The following is an 18,119-nucleotide window of genomic DNA, read 5'->3' on the forward strand; positions in this document are numbered from 1 at the left end:
GTCTGTTTCCATCCCCTATCAGGACTGTGGACTTCCAATGAACCTTTTCCGGACCAAATCCATCGAGCAGTCAATTGCCGACGCCGATGAGCCCGGACGCAAGCTGAAGCGCTCCCTGAGCACCTGGGACCTCATGATCATGGGCGTCGCTGTTGCCGTCGGCGCCGGCATCTTCTCCGTGGGCGCCAAGGCCGCTGCGAACTTCGCCGGCCCCGCCGTCACCATCTCCTTCCTGGTCGCCGCCATCACCTGTGCCCTGGCGATCATGTGCTACGCCGAGTTCGCCACCGCCATCCCGGTGGCCGGCTCCGCCTACGTTTTCACCTACGCCACCATGGGCGAGATTCTGGCCTGGATCATCGGCTGGAACCTCATCCTGGAACTCTTCACCGCCGCTGCGGTGATTGCCAAGTACTGGGGCATCTACCTCAGCAAGGTCTTCGCCCTCATGGGCGTGGAAATGCCGCCCGCCATATCCATCGGAGGCGTCGACCTGTACTGGGGCGCCTTCCTCATCGTGGCGGTCTTCACCGTGCTGCTGGTGCTCGGGACCAAGCTGTCCGCCCGTGTCGGCAACATCTTCACGCTGATCAAGATCGCCGTGGTGGTGTTCGTGATCATCGTGGGCTTCAGCTACGTGAGGTTCTCCAACTACACGCCCTTCGTCCCGTCCTCTGAGCCGACGGCCAACGCCGGCGCGGCCGACGTTCTGAAGCAGTCGTTCTTCGGCTTCCTCACCGGCGCCGCCCCCGCGCAGTACGGCACCATGGGCATCTTTGCCGGCGCCGCGCTGGTGTTTTTCGCCTTCATCGGGTTCGACGTGGTGGCCACTTCGGCGGAAGAGGTCAAGAACCCGCAGAAGACGCTGCCCCGCGGTATCTTCGGGGGGCTGGCCCTGGTGACCCTGCTGTACATCCTGGTGTCCCTCGCCCTGACCGGCATGGTCTCCTACACGCAGCTCGCCGAGGCGGAGAGCCCCACCCTCACCACGGCGTTCGAGGCAGTCGGCAACACCGACGCCGCGAAGGTGATCGCCTTCGGCTCCCTCGTGGGCCTGACCACCGTGATCATGGTGCTGCTCATGGGTCTGGCCCGCGTGGTGCTGGCCATGAGCCGCGACGGCCTGCTGCCGCGTTCCCTCTCCAAGACCAGCGAAAAGCGTTCGACGCCCGCGCGCCTGCAGATCATCTGCGGCGCCGCCGTTGCCCTGGTTGCCGGGCTCACCAACGTGGACCTGCTGGAGGAAATGATCAACATCGGCACGCTGTCAGCGTTCGTGATGGTCAGCCTGGGCATCCTCGTGCTGCGTAAGAAGCGCCCCGACCTGAAGCCGGCCTTCCGCGTGCCGTTCGGCAAGGTCCTTCCTGTCGTATCCGCGGTGCTGTGCCTGTACCTGATGACCAACCTCGCTGTGGAGACCTGGATCTTCTTCGGCATCTGGCTGGTAGTGGGCATTGCCATCTACTTCGCCTACGGTCAGCGGCACTCCCGCCTCAACGAGAAGTTCGCTGGCGCCAAAGCAGCCGTGGACGGCTCCGCAGGCGGCCTCGACGACCGGGACGACGACGCGCTGACCAAGGTCTAGCTGCCTGTCCAGGTTCGGGCCGGCCAACGTCCGGCATGGTCCGGGCCGCCCTGAAGCGGCCCGGGTCTGGCCCCGGCCGGAGCTATTGTTGGCGACCGCCCGCTGGTGCTTCTGTTACGGGGCGGCATGCCGCCCCACCCAGTCCACCAGCGGGCGGAGCTGTTCCCAGCGGGCGGCGATCTCGCGTTCGGCCTCCGCCGAGCCGAGCCACTCGGGCTCCCCGAGGGTAACACCCGCGGAGAGCGACTTGTGCTTGAGCAGTTCGGCCCGGGGATGGTCCTTCGGGAAGCCCCGCGGAACGGTTTTGAGTTTCTCGCCCTCAATGGCGAACCCTGCGGCCGCGATGGCATCCACGATGTGCTGCAGCTGCTCGCCGGTATTTCCCGCGTCCACGGAATTCCGGTAGCGGACCAGCTGCGCGGGTGAATGTGAGTGGTAGCCGCCGCCAACCAGCAGGCCGTCGGCGCTGATCTGGAGGTAGTAGCCAAGGCCTTCCTGGTATGAGGCGAAGGCGCCCTGCGCGGTCTTGTACGGCGACTTGTCAGGTGAGAAGCGGACGTCGCGGTTGGGGCGGAAGATCCTGCCCGGACCAAAGCGCGGCTCGAGGTCAGCGAGAAGCGCCTGGAGCGGGGCTTTGACGGACTCCTGGTAGACCGTGGAGTGGGCCTGCCACCAGTCGCGGTTGTTGTTCTCCTCCAGCTCAGCGTAGAACTTGGTTGCCGCGGCGGGGATGCCCTCGAAGGTGCTCATGGTTGAAGCCTAGGGACTCAGCCCCGGCCCGGCCATGGGCCCGGCCGCCTATGTGGAAAACAGACAGGTCCGGCAACCGCACGCACAAACGCCCGGGCCACTGTTACAGCCGGGCTATTTCGGCAGCCGGTCCAGCAGCATCGGTGCCAGGAGTTCGCTGTACACGCGGTTGAGGTGGTTCGCGTCGTAGTAGACATTGACGCCGCCCACCACGGTGTAACACCTGGCCGGATCACAGAAGTAGTCGGTGAAGTCCAGCAGCCGAATGTCCTTGACGTAGCCTGCCTTGGCAGCGACTGACAGGGGGTCCTCCGGCTGGGCCACGGCGCGGTCGACGGCGCAGGCTGCAGGATCGGAGGTGTGGAGGCTGGTGCAGTCAGGAGGCCTGACCGCCTGGTTCAGGGGCGGATCGGCGAGCACATAGACCTTCGAGCCGGCGTCGGTCCAGCGCCGCCACGTTGCCTGCAGGCCGTCGGTGAACTGCTCCAGCTGGGGCTTTCCGGAGCCGTCGTCGACCGTTTGCGCGCGGGCAAACATTGACGTGAACACCGCCATCGGGCGGTCGCGGGCAACGGTCTCGGTCACTTGGTCAGCCCATTCGGAGCAGATCCTGGCCGCGCCGGGGTCGTTCTTTCCCTCATAGGCCTTGAAGACCACGTCCGCCACCGGGCATCCGCCGAGGAAGGCTGTGTTGACTATCCATCCCCGCTCCTTGGCCGCGGCGAAGACCGCACCCTGCCACTGCTGGCCGTGCGAGTCGCCCACCAGCCAGACGACCGGCGCGCCGGCCTTGCCCTGCGAGAAGTCGCAGCGCAGGTGCGTCTTGGTGCCCCCGGCCTTCAGCTCGTCGCGCAGGCTGCACTCGTCCGGCGACTTCCAGTACTGGTTCTGCTCCGCCATGACCGGAGCCGCGGACGGGCCAAAGCGGTCCGCGCAGTCTGCTCCCGGCAGCTGCGCAAGCGGGCCGTAGCACGGCTGCGATGCGGCGGCCGCCGCCGCGCTCTCTGCGGCGGAGTTGCTGGCCTTCTCGAGCTGCAGCTGGACGACGGCAAGGCCGGCCAGGACGGCTATGCCCACCGCCATCGCTGCAAAGGTCCGCCGGGAGGACGCCGTGAGGATCCTCGCCGACTGGCCGTAATCCTCCACGAAGGCCTTCGTCAGGCCGGCCAGAACAACGGACAGCAGGATGATGGCCGCCTTGTCCATCGTGCCCAGCGGCCGCGCGAGCGCGAAGGGCAGGAGGACGATCAGGGGCCAGTGCCACAGGTAGAGCGAGTACGAGATGTTCCCCAGGTACTGTACCGGGCGGGAGCCGAGGAGCGGCTTCAGGGCAGGTTCGCGGTTATCGCACCCGGCCAGAATCACCAGCGCCGTTCCCAGCACGGGAATTGCCGCAAGCCAGCCCGGAAAGGGCGTCCCGTCGTCGAACATCAGGGCAGAGCAGGCGATCAGTGCGAGACCGGCGAGTCCCGCCGCCCTGGCGTAACGGACGGGAACCCGAATCCGTCCGGCGGCGAGGGCCACCAGAGCCCCCGCACCGAACTCCCAGGCCCGGACCGGGGTGACGAAATAGGCCTGGTTCGGCGCCAGGTTGACCATGGCCGCGGAGCTAACAAGGCTGATGGCAGCCACCGCGGCAAGTCCCGTCAACAGGACACGCCCCACCGGCTTGTCCCGCCGGCCGGCGAACGCGAAAAGGGCCAGGAGCAGCAGCGGCCACAGCAGATAGAACTGCTCTTCCACCGAGAGGGACCAGTAATGCTGCGCGACGGTGGCCGACGCCGTCGACGCCGAGTAGTCCACGGACTTGGCGGCCAGCATCCAGTTTTCGGCGTACAGTGCGGCCGCGAGGACCTCATGGGCAGTGTCGCCCCAGCGCGAGAAAGGCAGCCAGAGCATGGTAGCCGCGAGGGAGACGGCCAGGACAAGGAACGCCGCGGGCAGCAGGCGGCGGATCCTTCTGGCGTAGAAAGCGGCAAGCCGGATGCGTCCTGTAGAGATCCGTTCCTTGAGCAGGTGCGACGTGATGAGGAACCCTGAGATCACGAAGAAAACATCAACGCCCACATAGCCGCCCGTCAGCCGGGTGGGCCACAGGTGGTTCAGGACAACCAACGTCACGGCGAGGGCCCGGAGCGCCTGGATGTCGACGCGGAACGTCTTCCTGCGCCGGGGGCGCAACGTGGTCCCGGCCTTGGCGGTGGGCAGGGGCGCGACTGCGACGGTGCTCATCGGGGTGTCCTTGTGCAGCTGGTGGGGGATGTCCTGACAGATGGTGCCCGGCCTGGCGGGCGGCTGTCAGCCTGCCTGGTGCCGCGTCCTGGTTCTCCTGGCCGCACCCAAGGCGGCGCTCAGCAGCCGTGCGGAGCCCGACGGCGGTGCCTTGGGGTGGCTTGCCGCGGGAGGGTAAATGCGCGCCGCCTCGGCGCGTTTTCGCGCCACGTGCGCCGGCAGTTCACCGTACAGCGGACCCCGGTCCGCGGGAATTCCGGGATCGTCGCCGTCCAGCGCGAGCGACCAGCCGCTGCCCAGGGAGGTCAGCGACTCGTGCTTGACGTCGTAATACCCCTTCTTCATTCCGACGGCGAGACCCCGGGCGCCTGCGGACGCTGCCAGCAGGTGGAAGTGGAAGCGGCTGGTCACCCAGGTCTGGTGCTCGGACAGCGGCAGGCCGTGGGCCCAGATGTGCAGGAACGGCAGGAACCGCTCTTCCGGAATAAGGTCAGCCAGCTGTTCGTAGGCGGCGCGGTCGGCGCCGGGGATGGCTTCCACATAGTAGGCGTTGGTGCCCTCGCCGGCGGCCTTTTCGACGGCGGCCCTCGCCACTTCCACAGCCGTCCCGAAACGCTCGGGGTCCGCTGTGTCGCTCTGGATGCAGACGTAGAGGCCGGGTTCGGCGGTGGAGCGAGCTATTTCGGCGGTGACGCCGAGGAAGGCATCGTCCAGTTCCTGGCTGATGCCGTAAGCCCGGGCGCCGGCCTCGTCGCGGGCGGCCGCGTGGGCGAAGTCCTGGAACAGGGGCATCTCGGCGGGGGCCGACGTGAGTTCGGGCATGAGTCCCTGGCCGGTGGCGATCAGGCGGGCGCCTGTGATGCCGTGTACGGCGCGCATGGCCAGGACCAGTCCGGCGTGGTGGGACCAGTTCTCGTTGATGAAGCCGCCGCCGATGAGGTGCAGCGATTCAGCTTCGCGCAGCTTGAGGAGGCCAAGATCGTAGGAAGGGGAGCCGAGGCCGGTGACCCGGGCCCTGATGGTCTCCGCCGCTTCCTCGAGCGGCAACTCAGCGGTCTCATGCACCAGGCGCCACAGTGTGTTGGTGACGTGCAGGCGCGGGTGCAGTCCCTCGAAAAGTACCTGCGCCAGGCCGGGCTGGGGGCAGTCCAGCCAGACGTCGGCGTCAGGCCGCACCTCGGCGAGATACTTCAGCCACGCGGCGGCGATGAACTCGTCGCCGAAATTGGGGTTGCCCGAAGGGCCGATCAGATAAAGAGGACCCGACTGCATGCTGATGACTATATCTTCCTGCGAACGTGTTGCCCGCGTCGGCGGCGTAAGGTTGCGGCCGGCGGTTTTTTCAGTGTGAACCCGGACGCAGGGAACCCCGCCGCGGCCGTGAACGGGTCACTGTGCCGCGGCGGGGTTCCTGTTGCGCTCTGGTGCTGTTAGCCGATCTTGTTGGCGGCCTCAGCGTCGGAGAGCGGTGCAGCGCCGAGGTTGGCGCGGAGCTTGGCGCCGAGTTCGGCGTCAACGTTGGTCCAGTACTGGATGGCGCGTTCCTTGATGTCGGCGCGCTTCACGCCGCCCACGGCACCGGTGATGGTGTCCAGGAAACGGGCCTTCTCGGCGTCGTTGTAGACCTCGCGGTACAGCGCACCGGCCTGGACGAAGTCGCCGTCCTCAGCGTGCAGGGAGTGCGCGGCGTGCGTCAGCGCGCCGTCGTTCTCCCAGCCGCCGCCGACAACGTCGGTGTCAAGAGCAGCCGGGCCACCGAACGTGTTCGGTGCGTAGACCGGCACGGACGGAGCGTTGAACAGGAAGCGTCCAGCGCCGTCCTGGCTGTAGTTGTTGACCTGGTTCTTCGGCTGGTTCACCGGGATCTGGGCGTGGTTGGTGCCCACACGGTAGCGGTGCGCGTCGGCGTAGGAGAAGATGCGGGCCTGGAGCATCTTGTCCGGGGACGCGGCGATGCCCGGAACGAAGTTCGACGGCGCGAAGGTGGCCTGCTCGATCTGCGCGAAGTAGTTCTCCGGATTCCGGTTCAGTTCCATGGTGCCGACCTTGATCAGCGGGTAGTCCGCGTGCGGCCAGACCTTGGTCAGGTCGAACGGGTTGAACCGGTAGGTCTTGGCGTCCTCGTACGGCATGACCTGGACGTGCAGGTCCCAGGAGGGCAGGTTGCCGGCTTCGATGTTCTCGTGAAGGTCGCGGATGTAGAAGTCCGCGTCCGAGCCGGCAAGGGCCTCGGCCTCTTCGCCGGTGATGTTCTTCACGCCCTGGTTGGAGTGGAAGTGGTACTTGACCCAGAAACGCTCGCCCTCGGCGTTGATCCACTGGTAGGTGTGCGAGCCGTAGCCCTGCATTTCGCGCCAGGAGGCGGGCAGTCCGCGGTCACCCATCAGCCAGGTGACCTGGTGTGCGGACTCGGGGGACAGCGTCCAGAAGTCCCACTGCATGTCGGCGTCACGCAGGTGCGTGCCCGGCAGGCGCTTCTGGGAGTGGATGAAGTCCGGGAACTTGATGCCGTCGCGGATGAAGAACACCGGGGTGTTGTTGCCCACGAGGTCGTAGTTGCCCTCGGAGGTGTAGAACTTCACCGCGAAACCGCGGGGGTCACGCCACGTGTCGGGGGAGCCGTTCTCGCCTGCGACGGAGGAGAAGCGGATCAGCATCTCGGTTTCGACGCCGGGCTGCAGGAACGCGGCCTTGGTGTACTTGGAGATGTCCTCGGTGGTCTTGAACGTACCGAAAGCGCCGCCGCCCTTGGCGTGCACCACGCGCTCCGGAACCCGCTCGCGGTTGAACTGGGCGAGCTTTTCCACCAGGTAGTGGTCCGTGAGGATGATCGCGCCGTCAGCGCCGACAGCCTTCGAATGCGCGTCGGACGTGACCGGCGCACCTGACTGGGTCGTTGAAATGGCAGTCATTGTTCTCCTTATTACTTAATTACTTGTTATTTACGTTGCAGGAAGTTTTTGGGCCCGCTGGCACTCTCCGCAGATCCCCTGGTACATGACATCCGCGATCTGGATGGTCATGGGGTGGGAATCTTCGCTCCAATGCGGGGTGAGGCACGGTGCGTGGCCGACAGCGCAGTCGACATCCTCCACCCGGCCGCAGCTGATGCAGATCGCGTGGTGATGGTTGTCGCCCACCCGCGTCTCATACAGCGCCGGCGAATGCGGAGGCTCGAAGCGGCGCAGCATCTGCAGGTCCGTCAGGTCACCCAGCACCACGTACACGGACTGCGCCGTCAGTTCCGGCAGTTCCTCGCGGGCAGCCGCCAGGATGTTTTCCGCCGGGGAGTGCGGGTGATGCTCGACGGCGGCCAGGACCGCCAGCCGCTGCTTGGTCACCCGGCGCCCGTGGGCGCGCAGGGCCGCGGCCCATGCTTCGTGGCTTTCCGGGTGATCGGTCATGACTCCATTGAATCACTTATTTTGACTAGATCACAATAAGGCGGGGCTAAGTTCCTGCCGACGCTAGAGTTGCCGGGTGGGAAAACTTCTGGCTGACATCACTCCGCTGCGCGAAAGCCCTGATTTCCGGCGGCTGTGGCTGGGGTCGGCGGTTTCCAACGTGGGCAGCCAGCTCACTCTCGTCGCGGTCGGCCTGGAAGTCTACCGGCTCACCCAGGACAGCCTGTACGTCGGGCTGCTCAGCATCTTTGCCCTGGTGCCGCTCGTCGTGGGCGGCCTGCTGGGCGGGTCCGTCGCCGATTCCCATGACCGCCGCACGGTGGCCCTTCTGTCGTCCGCGGTGCTGTGGCTGACCACCGGCGGGCTCGCCCTCCAGGCATGGCTGGAGGTGGGCAATGTGTGGCTGCTGTATGCGCTGGTGGCCGTGCAGAGCGGTGCGCAGGCGATCAACCAGCCGGCCCGCAGCGCCATCATTCCCGCGCTGCTGCGGAAGGAGCTCCTGCCGGCCGCCAACGCGCTGAACATGGTGACGTTCGGGCTGGGCATGACGGCGGGGCCGCTGTTCGCCGGTGTGCTGGTGGCCAGCGTGGGCTTCGGGTGGACGTACACGCTGGATGTCGTCAGCTTCGTCTTTGCGTTCTGGGCCCTGCTGAAGCTTCCGCCCATGCCTCCCGGCGAACACGCGGGCAGGGCCGGGATGCGCTCCGTGGTGGAGGGCTTCCGCTTCCTGGGCACACGGCCCAACCTGCGGATGACGTTCATCCTCGACCTCATCGCGATGATCCTCGCCCAGCCGCGGGCAGTGTTGCCGGCCATTGGCGCACTCATGATCGGCGGCGGGGAAACCACGGTGGGCATCCTGCTCGCGGCCGTGGCGGTGGGGGCCTTCCTCGCCGGCCTCTTTTCCGGGCCGCTCGGCGCGGTGCGGCGGCAGGGGACGGCCGTCGTCTGGTCGGTCATGGGGTGGGGCGCCTCGTTTGCGGCGTTCGGCCTCGTGGTGGTGCTGGCGGGGCGGTCGGGCTCCGGCGGCGTGACGTTCTGGCTGATCCCGGCAGCACTCTGCTGCGCCCTGGCGGGAATTGCCGACTCCGTGAGTGCCGTCTTCCGCACCACCATCCTGCAGGCCGCGACCCCGGACCACCTGCGCGGCCGGCTTCAGGGGGTCTTCATTGTGGTGGTCGCCGGCGGCCCACGGCTGGGCGACATGCTGGCAGGCGGCGGCACTAAGATTCTTAGTGAGGGCTGGGTCCTGCTGCTGGGCGGCCTCCTGTGCATCGTGGTGGCCTGGTTGGTGGCGCGGTGGCAATCCGGTTTCCTGAAGTACGACGCGCGGAATCCCGTTCCGTAGCGGCGGTGCCGGTTCCGACTTCTGAGCTGTGGAGGCAAAAGTGCACAATCACCACAACGGACTGAAAACGGCGGCGCTGTTCGGCGTGCTGTGGGCGATCCTGCTGGGCCTGGGTGCCCTGATTGCCGCCAACACCCGCAGTTCGGCGCCGATCCTGATCATGGCGCTCATCGGCGTGGGAACCACGGCCTACGGCTACTGGAACAGCGACAAGATCGCGCTCCGGTCCATGCAGGCCTACCCCGTCTCCGAAGCCCAGGCGCCGCAGCTTTACCAGACGGTCCGGGAGCTCTCCACCCGCGCCAACCAGCCCATGCCGCGGATTTACGTCTCGCCCACCATGGCGCCCAACGCCTTCGCCACCGGGCGGAACCCGCAGAATGCGGCCGTCTGCTGCACGGAGGGGATCCTGCAGCTCCTCACCCCGCGGGAACTCCGGGGTGTCCTCGGCCATGAGCTCATGCACGTCTACAACCGCGACATCCTGACCTCGTCCGTGGCGGCGGCCGTGGCAGGTGTCATCACGTCGGTGGGGCAGATGCTGCTGTTCTTCGGCGGCGGGGACAGGCGCAACTCGAACCCGCTGGCGCTCATTGCGATGGCGCTGCTGGCGCCGCTGGCGGCGTCCCTGATCCAGGTGGCCATCTCGCGCACCCGGGAGTACGACGCCGACGAGGACGGTTCGCAGCTCACCGGCGATCCGCTGGCACTCGCGTCCGCCCTGCGCAAGATCCACCAGGGCGTGCAGGCCGCACCGCTCCCGCAGGACCAGCGGCTGGTCAACGCCTCCCACCTGATGATCGCCAACCCGTTCCGCGGCGGCGGGCTCAGCAAGCTGTTCGCGACGCACCCGCCGATGCAGGACCGCATCAGCCGCCTGGAGCGGATGGCGGGCCGTCCGCTCAGCTGACTGGCCGCCGTCGTAACATTCCGCCGTTTCACAGCGAGCGGGCGTAGCAGACGGACAGCGGCTCGCCCGCGTAGGGTCCGAAGTTGTCGATCAGGCGGTAGCCCTCGCGCTCGTAGAAGCGGATGGCGTCGGGCTGGGCCGTTCCGGTTTCCAGCTTGAGTTCGCTCAGTCCCAGGCGGGCGGCTTCGGCCTCGAGGCTTCGCAGGACTGCCGTGGCCGCCCCGCTTCCGCGGTGGCCGGGGAGCACGAACATCCTCTTGATCTCCGCCGACCCGGCATCGAGCCGTCGCAGGGCGCCGCACGCGACGGCCGCCCCCTCGTGGTTCCGGGCCACCAGGAACACAGTGATGTCCTCGGCGCTGGGCGGCGAGCCCGGTTCGTGGTCGTCGCTGCCGTAGCGGGCATCCAGCTCGGCCCGCTGCATGCTGCGGAGCCTCGCCCCGTCCTCGTCGTCCCACGGCTCAGGGGTGACCGCGAAATTCATGTCCTGTCCTTTCATCGCCTTCCCGGATCCACGGCGGCAGGATGTGCAAACGGGCCGGGGACACCCGAATTGGTGTGTCCCCGGCCCGTTGACGTTTTGCTTAGCTGCGGAAGTTCACGAACTGAAGATCGGCCTCGTCGAAGTCCTTCAACAGGGCCATGGTGGCCTGAAGGTCGTCGCGGGACTTGGACGTGACGCGGAGTTCGTCGCCCTGGATCTGGGACTTGACGGACTTCGGGGCCTCGTCGCGGATGAGCTTGTTGATCTTCTTGGCCAGGTCCTGCGCGATGCCTTCCTTGATGGAGGCCTCCAGCCGGAATTCCTTGCCGGACGCATAGGGCTCGCCGGTGTCCAGGGACTTGAGCGAGATGCCGCGGCGGATCAGCTTGGACTGCAGCACATCCAGCACGGCCAGGACGCGCTCCTCGGAGTTCGCCTTCATCAGGATCTTCTCGCCGCTGAAATCGACCTCGGCTCCGACGCCCTTGAAGTCATAGCGCTGGGCGATTTCCTTCTGCGCCTGGTTCAGCGCGTTGGCCACCTCCTGCTTGTCTACTTTGCTTACGACGTCGAATGTGGACTCGCCTGCCATGACTCTCCTTTGCTGGTGCATGCGTCGCCCGGGCCGTGAGGCTCCGGACAGGGTGTGGGTATCTGGATTCCAGCGTAGTACGGATGGCGGTGATGTGAAGGTGGGCGGCATTCACAGTTCACTCATAGCCAAGTCATGGTGGGAACGAAGTTTTGGCGCCCAGAGTTGTTGCAGTTGGAAGCCGCTCGGAAGGAAAGCAATGACCCACAAGGCCGTCCGCTACGTCACCAAGTCCACCGCCGCAGCCGCCGGAACCATCGCCACCGCCGCCTCATCCGTGGCGGCCGCTGCCGTGGCTGCGTCCATCGTCCTCAGCCCCGTAGCCGACGCCTCGACCCGGATGGAGGGAGTGCAGGCGGATCTCCAGCGGGCCGTGCAGCTTAACCAGATCACCGAGGAGCAGGCGCTGCGGTTCGAGGCCAAGCTCGCCGGCCGGATCCTCGGCGAAGCCTGATTTTCCGCGGTTTTTGGGCCCACAGCTCCCCGATTTTATTCTTCGGCAGAAGTTCTGTAAGGTTGTCTTGCCCGCGGTTGATGGAAACACCGGCCGGGGTGATCTTCTTTTGAAGTTCGGCAGATTACCCGAGCGGCCAAAGGGGGCTGACTGTAAATCAGCTGGCAACGCCTACGGGGGTTCGAATCCCTCATCTGCCACATTTGAAAGACCTCCGGAACCTCCTGGTTCCGGAGGTCTTTTGCTTATCCAGATCAGTTCAGCGCGATGACAAGCATCTGGGTGGTGCCCGGAATGCAGGTCTGCAGGACCGCCCGGGGGAACCCGCCGAACACCGCCGCGACGTCGTTGGTGGTGCCAGGGTTCGGCACCTGGCTCCGGGCAGAGACCCGGTAGGAGCCGTAGCCTGGAATGTCGACCCGTTCGCCGACGCTGATGCCGGAGAACCGGGCCCAGCCGCCGCAGAAGTCGTGCTCGGTGATGAAGAGCGAGTATCCGTCGGTGGGCGTGAAATGGATGGGGCCGATGCAGCTGTCCACCATCGCCTGGCCGCCGGCGCCGGCCACATAGATGGTCCGCACTGCAGGAGCCGGAGCAGGTACAGGAGCCGGTGCGGGTGCGGCCGCTGGCGCGGGCGCGGGTGCAGACACGGCGCGGCCGCTGAGCTTGAGGGTCTGGCCCGGAAATATGACCGAGCTGGATCCAAGGCCGTTGGCTGCCAGCACGCCGCCGGCGCTGAGGTTGAAGCGTGCGGCAATGGAGCTCACCGTGTCGCCGGCCACCACCCGGTACCTGGCGGGCCTGGGCGCGGGGGCCGGTGCAACCTTGCCGACGGCCACTGTCTTGGCGGGTGCCTTCACCGCCGCCTTGGTGGGTGCCTTGGCGGCCGTCTTCGCTGCCGGCTTCGCTGCCGGTCTCGCGGGTGCCGGTCTCGCGGGTGCCCCCGGCGGCACCGTGGTGGCAGGCGCGGCGGCCACCGCCCTGGCCGGCACACTTGCGGCGGGTGCGGCAGCCGCTGCCGGCGAAGTCGCCGGGACCGGCTGTTCTACTGCCTGTCCGACAGTGGCAGGTTGGCCGACGGCGGCACCCGGGCTCCCGCCGTCGGACGCCACCAGCGCGCTGACGCCCAAGGACGCCCCCAACAGGGCGGCGGACACCGCGGTGGAAATGATCACCACGCGTGCAGCGGGCCTTCCGGCCAGCGGCCCGTGCCGGCCCCGCGGACCGTTGCCGTGGCCGGGGATGTTCTGTGGAACTGGCATGTCGTGCTGGTTCATGGCGGACCCTTGCTTCGTGCGCAGGCGGAGTCCGGATGCGCGTCGGACGGTGACGCGCAGACACAGGAGGCGCTCGGGCCCAGAGGCGGAAGCACGGCATATGGGGCGCATGACCGCTATTCATGAGTGGCGCACGCTGCTCGCTAGCGTGCCGGCCCCAGCCTGATTCGAGTGTAGGAAGCACCGCGCAGGGACTGCACGAGTAGGGGATACCTGTTTTTCCGGGAGCGGGCACCTGTTTTTCGCGGGTAGCCACCGAGCAGGTAGTCACTGAGCAGGTAGCCACTGCGCCGGCGGCCAGGGGGCGGCCACCGGGCGCAGGCCTGACCGGACGCGCCGGGTGCAAAATATTCCCGGTGACGCGGGGAGCGAACAAGGCTCCGGCGCGCGGGACTTACGGTCACGGCTCGCGTACGGTTGAACCATGGCTACCGTTGACATCACAGGTGAACAGTTCGCATCGACCATCGAGGGCAACGACATTGTCCTGGTGGACTTCTGGGCTGAATGGTGTGGCCCCTGCCGCCAGTTCGCGCCCACGTACTCTGCGGCGTCGGAGAAGCACCCGGACGTCGTCTTCGCGAAGGTGGACACCGAAGCCGAGCAGCAGTTGGCAGCGGAGGCGGGCATTTCCTCGATCCCCACGCTGATGGCGTTCCGCGAGAAGGTGCTGGTGTTTTCACAGCCTGGCGCGCTGCCCGCCCCGCAGCTCGAGCAGGTCATCGACGCCGTCAAGGCCCTCGATATGGAGGAAGTCCACGCGCACGTGGCCCGCTCCCAGGCCGAGGCGGCCGCTGCCGCGGGCAACAGCAGCAAGACCTCCGGGCCCCAGGACGGCTCGCAGATCCCCGACTTCTAAAGGGTCTCTAAACCACAACGGGGCCCAGGCCCGCGGGGTTCCCTGGCCGAGCTTGCGAGGCTAGGGAGCGGGTGGGGAGGCCCACGTTCCGCCTAATACCCCTTGGGTATTGGCGGAACATGACCCCGCGTTGCTTGTTGTGAGGACTGCCGTTCTCAGGGAGCTAGAGGCGCTCCACCTGGGCAGGTTCAGCCAGGAGGGCGCTGAGGGATTCGTTCAGGTCCTGCAGGGCAATGCCCTTGGAGTGCGCGTCAAGGGCCTCCTCCGACTCCCACCGCTCGGTCAGGACCAGCTTCTCCTCCGTCGCCTCGGTGAGCTCGTACCGGAGGCAGCCGGGCTCGTTGACTACCTCGTCAATGGCGATTTCCAGGGCGAGCTTCACGCGGAAGAACTCGCCGTCGTTGGGGATGAACGTGGCCTGCAGGTCGATGGGTGCACTCATGGATTTCACAATACCGGCTTGATAGCGTGCCTTATGCGCGCTTACACCGCCGGGGACGCGGACGTCCCCCTGCTCGAGGAAACCATTGGCGAGAACTTTGAGCGCGTGGTGGCGCGGTTCCCCTTAAACGACGCGGTGATCGAGGCCGCCCCCGTGCCCGGCGCGGACGCCCGCCGCTGGAGCTACACCAAACTGAACGACGACGTCGACCGGCTGGCCCGCGCGCTCCTCGCCCTTGGCGTCGCGAAGGGGGAGCGGATCGGCATCTGGAGCCCGAACTGCGCGGAATGGACCATCCTGCAGTACGCCACGGCGAAGGTCGGGGCGGTTCTGGTCAACGTGAATCCTTCGTACCGCAGCCATGAGCTCGAGTTCGTGGTGAAACAGAACGGCATGCGGATGCTGGTCGCAGCACCGTCGGACCGGAACAGTGACTATGTGGGGATGGCACGCCAGGCTCTCGCGGTGTGCCCGGACCTCCGGGAGCTCGTGTTCCTGCCGGACTTCGAATTGGACGGGCTCGACGCCGGAGTCCCCCTGGGTGACCAGGAGCTCACGTACGCTGAGCTGCTCAAGCGGGCTGACGCCGTCGGACATCCCGAACTGAGGGCCCGCATGGCGGGCCTGGATCCGCACGACCCGATCAACCTGCAGTACACGTCCGGAACTACGGGCTTCCCCAAGGGCGCCACGCTGACGCACCACAACATCCTCAACAACGGGTACTCCATCGGCGAGCTGCTCAAGTACACCGAGCACGACCGGGTGGTGATTCCGGTGCCGTTCTACCACTGCTTCGGAATGGTGATCGGCAACCTGAACGCGCTGAGCCACGGTGCTGCGACCATCATCCCGGGACGCGGGTTTACCCCCGCCGCCGCGCTGGAGGCCGTGCAGGATTTCGGCGGCACTTCTCTCTACGGGGTGCCCACCATGTTCATCGCCGAACTGGCGCTGCCCGACTTCGCCTCGTACGACCTTTCCACGCTCCGCACCGGGGTCATGGCCGGATCGCTGTGCCCCATCGAGGTGATGAACCGGGTGATTTCGGAGATGAACATGAAGGACGTGGCCATCTGCTACGGCATGACCGAGACGTCGCCGGTGTCCACCATGACCCGGGACGGGGATACGCTGCAGCAGCGCACGGAAACCGTGGGGCGGACCATGCCGCGGCTCGAAAGCAAGATTGTGGACCCTCTCGGTCAGGTGGTGGAGCGCGGCGTGATCGGTGAACTGTGTACCCGCGGCTACGCCGTGATGCAGGGGTACTGGAACCAGCCGGACAAGACGGCCGAGGCGATCGACGCCGATGGCTGGATGCACACCGGCGACCTGGCGCGCATGGACGACGACGGGTACGTGGTGATCGAGGGCCGGATGAAGGACATGGTGATCCGCGGCGGCGAGAACATCTACCCGCGCGAAATCGAGGAGTTCCTCTACACGCATCCGTCCATCCAGGACGTCCAGGTGATAGGCGTGCCCGATGCCAAGTACGGCGAGGAGCTCATGGCCTGCATCATCCTCAAGCCCGGGGCCGAACCGCTGGATGAGGCGGCGGTGGCGGACTTCTGCCGCGGGAAGCTGGCGCACTACAAGGTGCCCCGCTACGTCGAGGTCCGCGACAGCTTCCCCATGACGGTGTCCGGCAAGATCCGCAAGGTGGAGATGCGCGAGGAAGCCGTCGCCCGCCTCGGCCTCTAGCGCGAACGTACCTCTAAAAGCAACGCGGGGTCAGATATCGCCCCCTCCACTGGGCGCTAAGTGACCCCGCGTCGCAGTTAAAGCGGGTCAGTGGCCACGGTGGTCCTGGATGGTCATGCGCGGGCCGAACGTGGGTTTCCGGAAGCCGCTCAGGCCAAGCATCCGGACCACCCGCTGCCGGTGCCCCCTCCACGGTGCGAGGAGCGCCAGCATGCCGGCGTCGTCAGTCCGCCGGCCGGTCAGCGCCGCGCCAACGTATGCGGCCAGGTGATAATCACCCACCGCGATGGAGTCGGGGCAGCCGTGCGTCCGCTGCACCACCTCGGCGGCCGTCCACACCCCTATTCCCGGGATAATCTGCATCTTGGCGGCCGCTTCCGCCGGAGGCAGGGAAGCCAGACGTTCAAGCGCGACGGCGGATCGCAGGGCACGCATGACGGTCGCCGAACGCTGCGGGCCGACTCCCGCCTTGTGCCACTCCCAGGACGGGATGCGGAGCCAGGCCCCGGCGGTGGGCCGGACCAGCAGCCCGGCTGGCGCGACTGTCCCGGCGCCGGGGGCGGGAGTCCCGTGCCGGTACATGAGATAGCGGAAACCGCGCCGCGCCTCGATGACGGTGACCTTCTGCTCGAGGATGGTGGGCACGAGGGAATCAATCATCCGCCCGGTGGAGGGCAGACGGACGTCCGGGTTCCGGCGCCGGGCCTCACGGACCATGCGGGGGAGTGTTGCGGCGAAGGTGGGCTCGTCAAACTCCGCCCAGTCGTCGTCGGCGCCGAGGAGCCGGGGAACGCCGGCGATGGCGGCGCCGGAACCGGGGCCCCACGCCAGGGCATCGACGTAGGGGCCGCCGCCGTCCGGCCCGGATCCCGTCCGGCCCGCCTCGGTGAGCCGCAGCGTGACCGGGCCATCCGGCGTCGTGAACGCCATCCACAGGCCGTCCGGCCGCGCGGAAAAGGAGGGGTCGCCGTTGCCGCGCATCAGAATGCCCAAGGTGAGGTGCAGGTTGTACGGGCCGCCAGGATGCCACCTGAGGGACGCATCCGCCGCGGCCGCCAGCCGGGTGGGCGCGTCAGCAATGGTCATACAAACATCGTCCCACGCCGGACTGACAAAGCTGCCACCGGTTCGGCTGGAGGAAAGCACCAGGCCCTTATCCCGTGGCCGGGGCAGGACTACAATCCACGTGTGGCGCGGGTCCGCCGTGCCCTTTCTTCAAGTTGTAGGTGATCGCAATGGGTGGAGTGGTGCATTTTGAAATCCCCGCGGACGACCGGGACCGGGCCAGGAACTTCTACAATCAGGCGCTCGGCTGGCGGATCGACCCCATGGCTGAGATGGACTATGACGTGGTGGTCACAACCCCGATGGACGAAAAGACCGGCAGGCCCACGGAGCCGGGCGCCATTAACGGCGGCATGATGGGCAGGGACGGGGAACTGACCAGCCCTGTCATTACCGTCGACGTTGAGGACATCGACGCTACGCTGAAGACAGTCGAGCAGCTGGGCGGTTCCGTGGTGAAGGCCAAGGAAACCATTCCGGGCATGGGCCACTACGCCTACTTCAGGGACACCGAGGGAAACATCCTGGGGCTCTGGGAGAACCTCCCGGCCGACGCCGGCGGCGCTACGGGCTGACCTGCTCCTCGCCGAAGCGGCCGCGGGCCTCCACCGGGATCAGCGGTTTCTGGGCGCGGATCCTGAGCTCCTGCACCGCCCAGGTGTTGCCGTCGGGGTCGCTGAACCCGAAGAAGGTGCCGCCGTCACGCTCGTCGAAAACGGTGATCTCGCTTGCTTCCACGCCCCGGCTGAGCAACTCGTCGCGCGCGGCCTGGGCGTCCGCCACCACCAGCTGCAGGCCGCGCATGGAGCCCGGCGCCATCTCGTTCTGCGAGGGCAGGTCCCCGATGACGATCGAACACCCCGAGCCGGGTGGCGTCAGCTGGACCACGTGCATGTGCTCGTTCTGCGTGTCGTGGTCCAGGTTGAAGCCGACCTTGTCCCGGTAGAACTCCACCGCCCGGCCGATGTCGCTTACGGGCAGCACAACCACTTCGAGGGTCCAGTCCAAGG

18 protein-coding genes and 1 tRNA gene are annotated in these 18,119 nt (G+C 66.9%); 8 read left to right on the plus strand and 11 right to left on the minus strand.

Annotation, left to right across the window (positions count from 1 at the left end):
* Nucleotides 1-37 precede the first annotated feature (37 nt).
* Nucleotides 38-1,585 carry an amino acid permease gene (locus ACFTSA_RS02205; RefSeq protein ID WP_377949262.1) on the plus strand — a complete coding sequence of 516 codons (1,548 nt, stop codon included), beginning with the start codon at nt 38-40 and terminating at the stop codon, nt 1,583-1,585.
* Nucleotides 1,586-1,699: 114 nt separating this feature from the next.
* On the opposite strand, the gene ACFTSA_RS02210 is transcribed toward ACFTSA_RS02205, so the two are convergent.
* From ACFTSA_RS02210 to ACFTSA_RS02230, 5 genes are all read right to left on the minus strand, one after another.
* Entirely contained in the window at nt 1,700-2,335 is a 636-nt protein-coding gene (locus tag ACFTSA_RS02210) for a DUF2461 domain-containing protein (RefSeq protein WP_377949264.1), read from the minus strand.
* 114 nt (nt 2,336-2,449) lie between these two features.
* A complete protein-coding gene (locus tag ACFTSA_RS02215; protein ID WP_377949266.1) occupies nt 2,450-4,567 on the minus strand; it encodes an acyltransferase family protein in 2,118 nt (705 codons plus the stop codon).
* 66 nt (nt 4,568-4,633) lie between these two features.
* Nucleotides 4,634-5,839 (minus strand): polysaccharide pyruvyl transferase family protein, encoded by a 1,206-nt coding sequence (locus ACFTSA_RS02220; protein ID WP_377949268.1) that lies wholly within the window; start codon nt 5,837-5,839, stop codon nt 4,634-4,636.
* Between the two features lie 158 nt (nt 5,840-5,997).
* Complete coding sequence (locus ACFTSA_RS02225; protein WP_377949270.1) at nt 5,998-7,479, minus strand: catalase; 1,482 nt, start codon at nt 7,477-7,479, stop codon at nt 5,998-6,000.
* Nucleotides 7,480-7,509: 30 nt separating this feature from the next.
* Nucleotides 7,510-7,971: a Fur family transcriptional regulator gene (locus ACFTSA_RS02230; protein ID WP_377949271.1), complete on the minus strand. Its 462-nt coding sequence runs from the start codon at nt 7,969-7,971 to the stop codon at nt 7,510-7,512.
* Nucleotides 7,972-8,047: 76 nt separating this feature from the next.
* On the opposite strand from ACFTSA_RS02230, the gene ACFTSA_RS02235 reads away from it, so the two are divergent.
* Complete coding sequence (locus ACFTSA_RS02235; RefSeq protein ID WP_377949273.1) at nt 8,048-9,319, plus strand: MFS transporter; 1,272 nt, start codon at nt 8,048-8,050, stop codon at nt 9,317-9,319.
* Between the two features lie 40 nt (nt 9,320-9,359).
* The gene (htpX, locus tag ACFTSA_RS02240; protein WP_377949275.1) at nt 9,360-10,229 is read left to right on the plus strand and encodes a zinc metalloprotease HtpX; all 870 of its coding nucleotides are present in this window, start codon (nt 9,360-9,362) and stop codon (nt 10,227-10,229) included.
* 28 nt (nt 10,230-10,257) lie between these two features.
* On the opposite strand, the gene ACFTSA_RS02245 is transcribed toward htpX, so the two are convergent.
* Together ACFTSA_RS02245 and ACFTSA_RS02250 are read right to left on the minus strand one after the other, a co-directional pair.
* On the minus strand, nt 10,258-10,713 hold the full coding sequence (locus tag ACFTSA_RS02245) for a GNAT family N-acetyltransferase (RefSeq protein WP_377949277.1): 456 nt from the start codon (nt 10,711-10,713) through the stop codon (nt 10,258-10,260).
* A gap of 100 nt (nt 10,714-10,813) precedes the next feature.
* Nucleotides 10,814-11,305 carry a YajQ family cyclic di-GMP-binding protein gene (locus tag ACFTSA_RS02250; protein WP_306925085.1) on the minus strand — a complete coding sequence of 164 codons (492 nt, stop codon included), beginning with the start codon at nt 11,303-11,305 and terminating at the stop codon, nt 10,814-10,816.
* Between the two features lie 199 nt (nt 11,306-11,504).
* Between ACFTSA_RS02250 and ACFTSA_RS02255 the strand changes: the two genes are divergently transcribed.
* Nucleotides 11,505-11,759 carry a hypothetical protein gene (locus tag ACFTSA_RS02255; protein ID WP_377949280.1) on the plus strand — a complete coding sequence of 85 codons (255 nt, stop codon included), beginning with the start codon at nt 11,505-11,507 and terminating at the stop codon, nt 11,757-11,759.
* A gap of 118 nt (nt 11,760-11,877) precedes the next feature.
* Nucleotides 11,878-11,959: transfer RNA gene (locus tag ACFTSA_RS02260), tRNA-Tyr, on the plus strand.
* Nucleotides 11,960-12,013: 54 nt separating this feature from the next.
* Here ACFTSA_RS02260 and ACFTSA_RS02265 read toward each other — a convergent pair.
* Complete coding sequence (locus tag ACFTSA_RS02265; RefSeq protein WP_377949283.1) at nt 12,014-13,036, minus strand: LysM peptidoglycan-binding domain-containing protein; 1,023 nt, start codon at nt 13,034-13,036, stop codon at nt 12,014-12,016.
* Nucleotides 13,037-13,460: 424 nt separating this feature from the next.
* On the opposite strand from ACFTSA_RS02265, the gene trxA reads away from it, so the two are divergent.
* Nucleotides 13,461-13,895, plus strand: coding sequence for a thioredoxin (gene trxA / locus ACFTSA_RS02270; protein WP_331571612.1), 435 nt, complete (start codon nt 13,461-13,463; stop codon nt 13,893-13,895).
* Nucleotides 13,896-14,058: 163 nt separating this feature from the next.
* Here trxA and ACFTSA_RS02275 read toward each other — a convergent pair whose 3' ends face one another.
* Nucleotides 14,059-14,337: a putative quinol monooxygenase gene (locus ACFTSA_RS02275; protein ID WP_377949285.1), complete on the minus strand. Its 279-nt coding sequence runs from the start codon at nt 14,335-14,337 to the stop codon at nt 14,059-14,061.
* Nucleotides 14,338-14,370: 33 nt separating this feature from the next.
* Here ACFTSA_RS02275 and ACFTSA_RS02280 point away from each other — a divergent pair, with 33 nt between their 5' ends.
* Complete coding sequence (locus ACFTSA_RS02280) at nt 14,371-16,044, plus strand: AMP-binding protein (RefSeq protein WP_377949287.1); 1,674 nt, start codon at nt 14,371-14,373, stop codon at nt 16,042-16,044.
* An 87-nt stretch (nt 16,045-16,131) separates the two neighbouring features.
* Here ACFTSA_RS02280 and ACFTSA_RS02285 read toward each other — a convergent pair whose 3' ends face one another.
* On the minus strand, nt 16,132-17,130 hold the full coding sequence (locus ACFTSA_RS02285) for a DNA-3-methyladenine glycosylase family protein (protein WP_377949289.1): 999 nt from the start codon (nt 17,128-17,130) through the stop codon (nt 16,132-16,134).
* Nucleotides 17,131-17,279: 149 nt separating this feature from the next.
* Here ACFTSA_RS02285 and ACFTSA_RS02290 point away from each other — a divergent pair, with 149 nt between their 5' ends.
* Entirely contained in the window at nt 17,280-17,684 is a 405-nt protein-coding gene (locus tag ACFTSA_RS02290) for a VOC family protein (protein WP_377949292.1), read from the plus strand.
* Here ACFTSA_RS02290 and ACFTSA_RS02295 read toward each other — a convergent pair.
* Nucleotides 17,674-18,117, minus strand: a complete 444-nt coding sequence (locus ACFTSA_RS02295) for a VOC family protein (RefSeq protein ID WP_331571622.1) — start codon at nt 18,115-18,117, stop codon at nt 17,674-17,676. The two genes, ACFTSA_RS02290 and ACFTSA_RS02295, sit on opposite strands and share 11 nt — an antisense overlap.
* Nucleotides 18,118-18,119: the final 2 nt, after the last annotated feature.

The sequence above is a fragment of the Arthrobacter sp. NPDC057013 genome, from assembly GCF_042674585.1.
Classification (GTDB): Bacteria; Actinomycetota; Actinomycetes; order Actinomycetales; family Micrococcaceae; genus Arthrobacter.

Coding starts and splice junctions, on each gene's coding strand:
- ACFTSA_RS02280 (WP_377949287.1), top strand. CDS start 14,371: ATGCGCGCTTACACCGCCGGGGACGCGGACGTCCCCCTGCTCGAGGAA.
- ACFTSA_RS02290 (WP_377949292.1), top strand. CDS start 17,280: ATGGGTGGAGTGGTGCATTTTGAAATCCCCGCGGACGACCGGGACCGG.
- ACFTSA_RS02205 (WP_377949262.1), top strand. CDS start 38: ATGAACCTTTTCCGGACCAAATCCATCGAGCAGTCAATTGCCGACGCC.
- ACFTSA_RS02215 (WP_377949266.1), bottom strand. CDS start 4,567: ATGAGCACCGTCGCAGTCGCGCCCCTGCCCACCGCCAAGGCCGGGACC.
- ACFTSA_RS02210 (WP_377949264.1), bottom strand. CDS start 2,335: ATGAGCACCTTCGAGGGCATCCCCGCCGCGGCAACCAAGTTCTACGCT.
- trxA (WP_331571612.1), top strand. CDS start 13,461: ATGGCTACCGTTGACATCACAGGTGAACAGTTCGCATCGACCATCGAG.
- ACFTSA_RS02245 (WP_377949277.1), bottom strand. CDS start 10,713: ATGAATTTCGCGGTCACCCCTGAGCCGTGGGACGACGAGGACGGGGCG.
- ACFTSA_RS02255 (WP_377949280.1), top strand. CDS start 11,505: ATGACCCACAAGGCCGTCCGCTACGTCACCAAGTCCACCGCCGCAGCC.
- ACFTSA_RS02275 (WP_377949285.1), bottom strand. CDS start 14,337: ATGAGTGCACCCATCGACCTGCAGGCCACGTTCATCCCCAACGACGGC.
- ACFTSA_RS02225 (WP_377949270.1), bottom strand. CDS start 7,479: ATGACTGCCATTTCAACGACCCAGTCAGGTGCGCCGGTCACGTCCGAC.
- ACFTSA_RS02265 (WP_377949283.1), bottom strand. CDS start 13,036: ATGAACCAGCACGACATGCCAGTTCCACAGAACATCCCCGGCCACGGC.
- ACFTSA_RS02285 (WP_377949289.1), bottom strand. CDS start 17,130: ATGACCATTGCTGACGCGCCCACCCGGCTGGCGGCCGCGGCGGATGCG.
- ACFTSA_RS02220 (WP_377949268.1), bottom strand. CDS start 5,839: ATGCAGTCGGGTCCTCTTTATCTGATCGGCCCTTCGGGCAACCCCAAT.
- ACFTSA_RS02230 (WP_377949271.1), bottom strand. CDS start 7,971: ATGACCGATCACCCGGAAAGCCACGAAGCATGGGCCGCGGCCCTGCGC.
- ACFTSA_RS02250 (WP_306925085.1), bottom strand. CDS start 11,305: ATGGCAGGCGAGTCCACATTCGACGTCGTAAGCAAAGTAGACAAGCAG.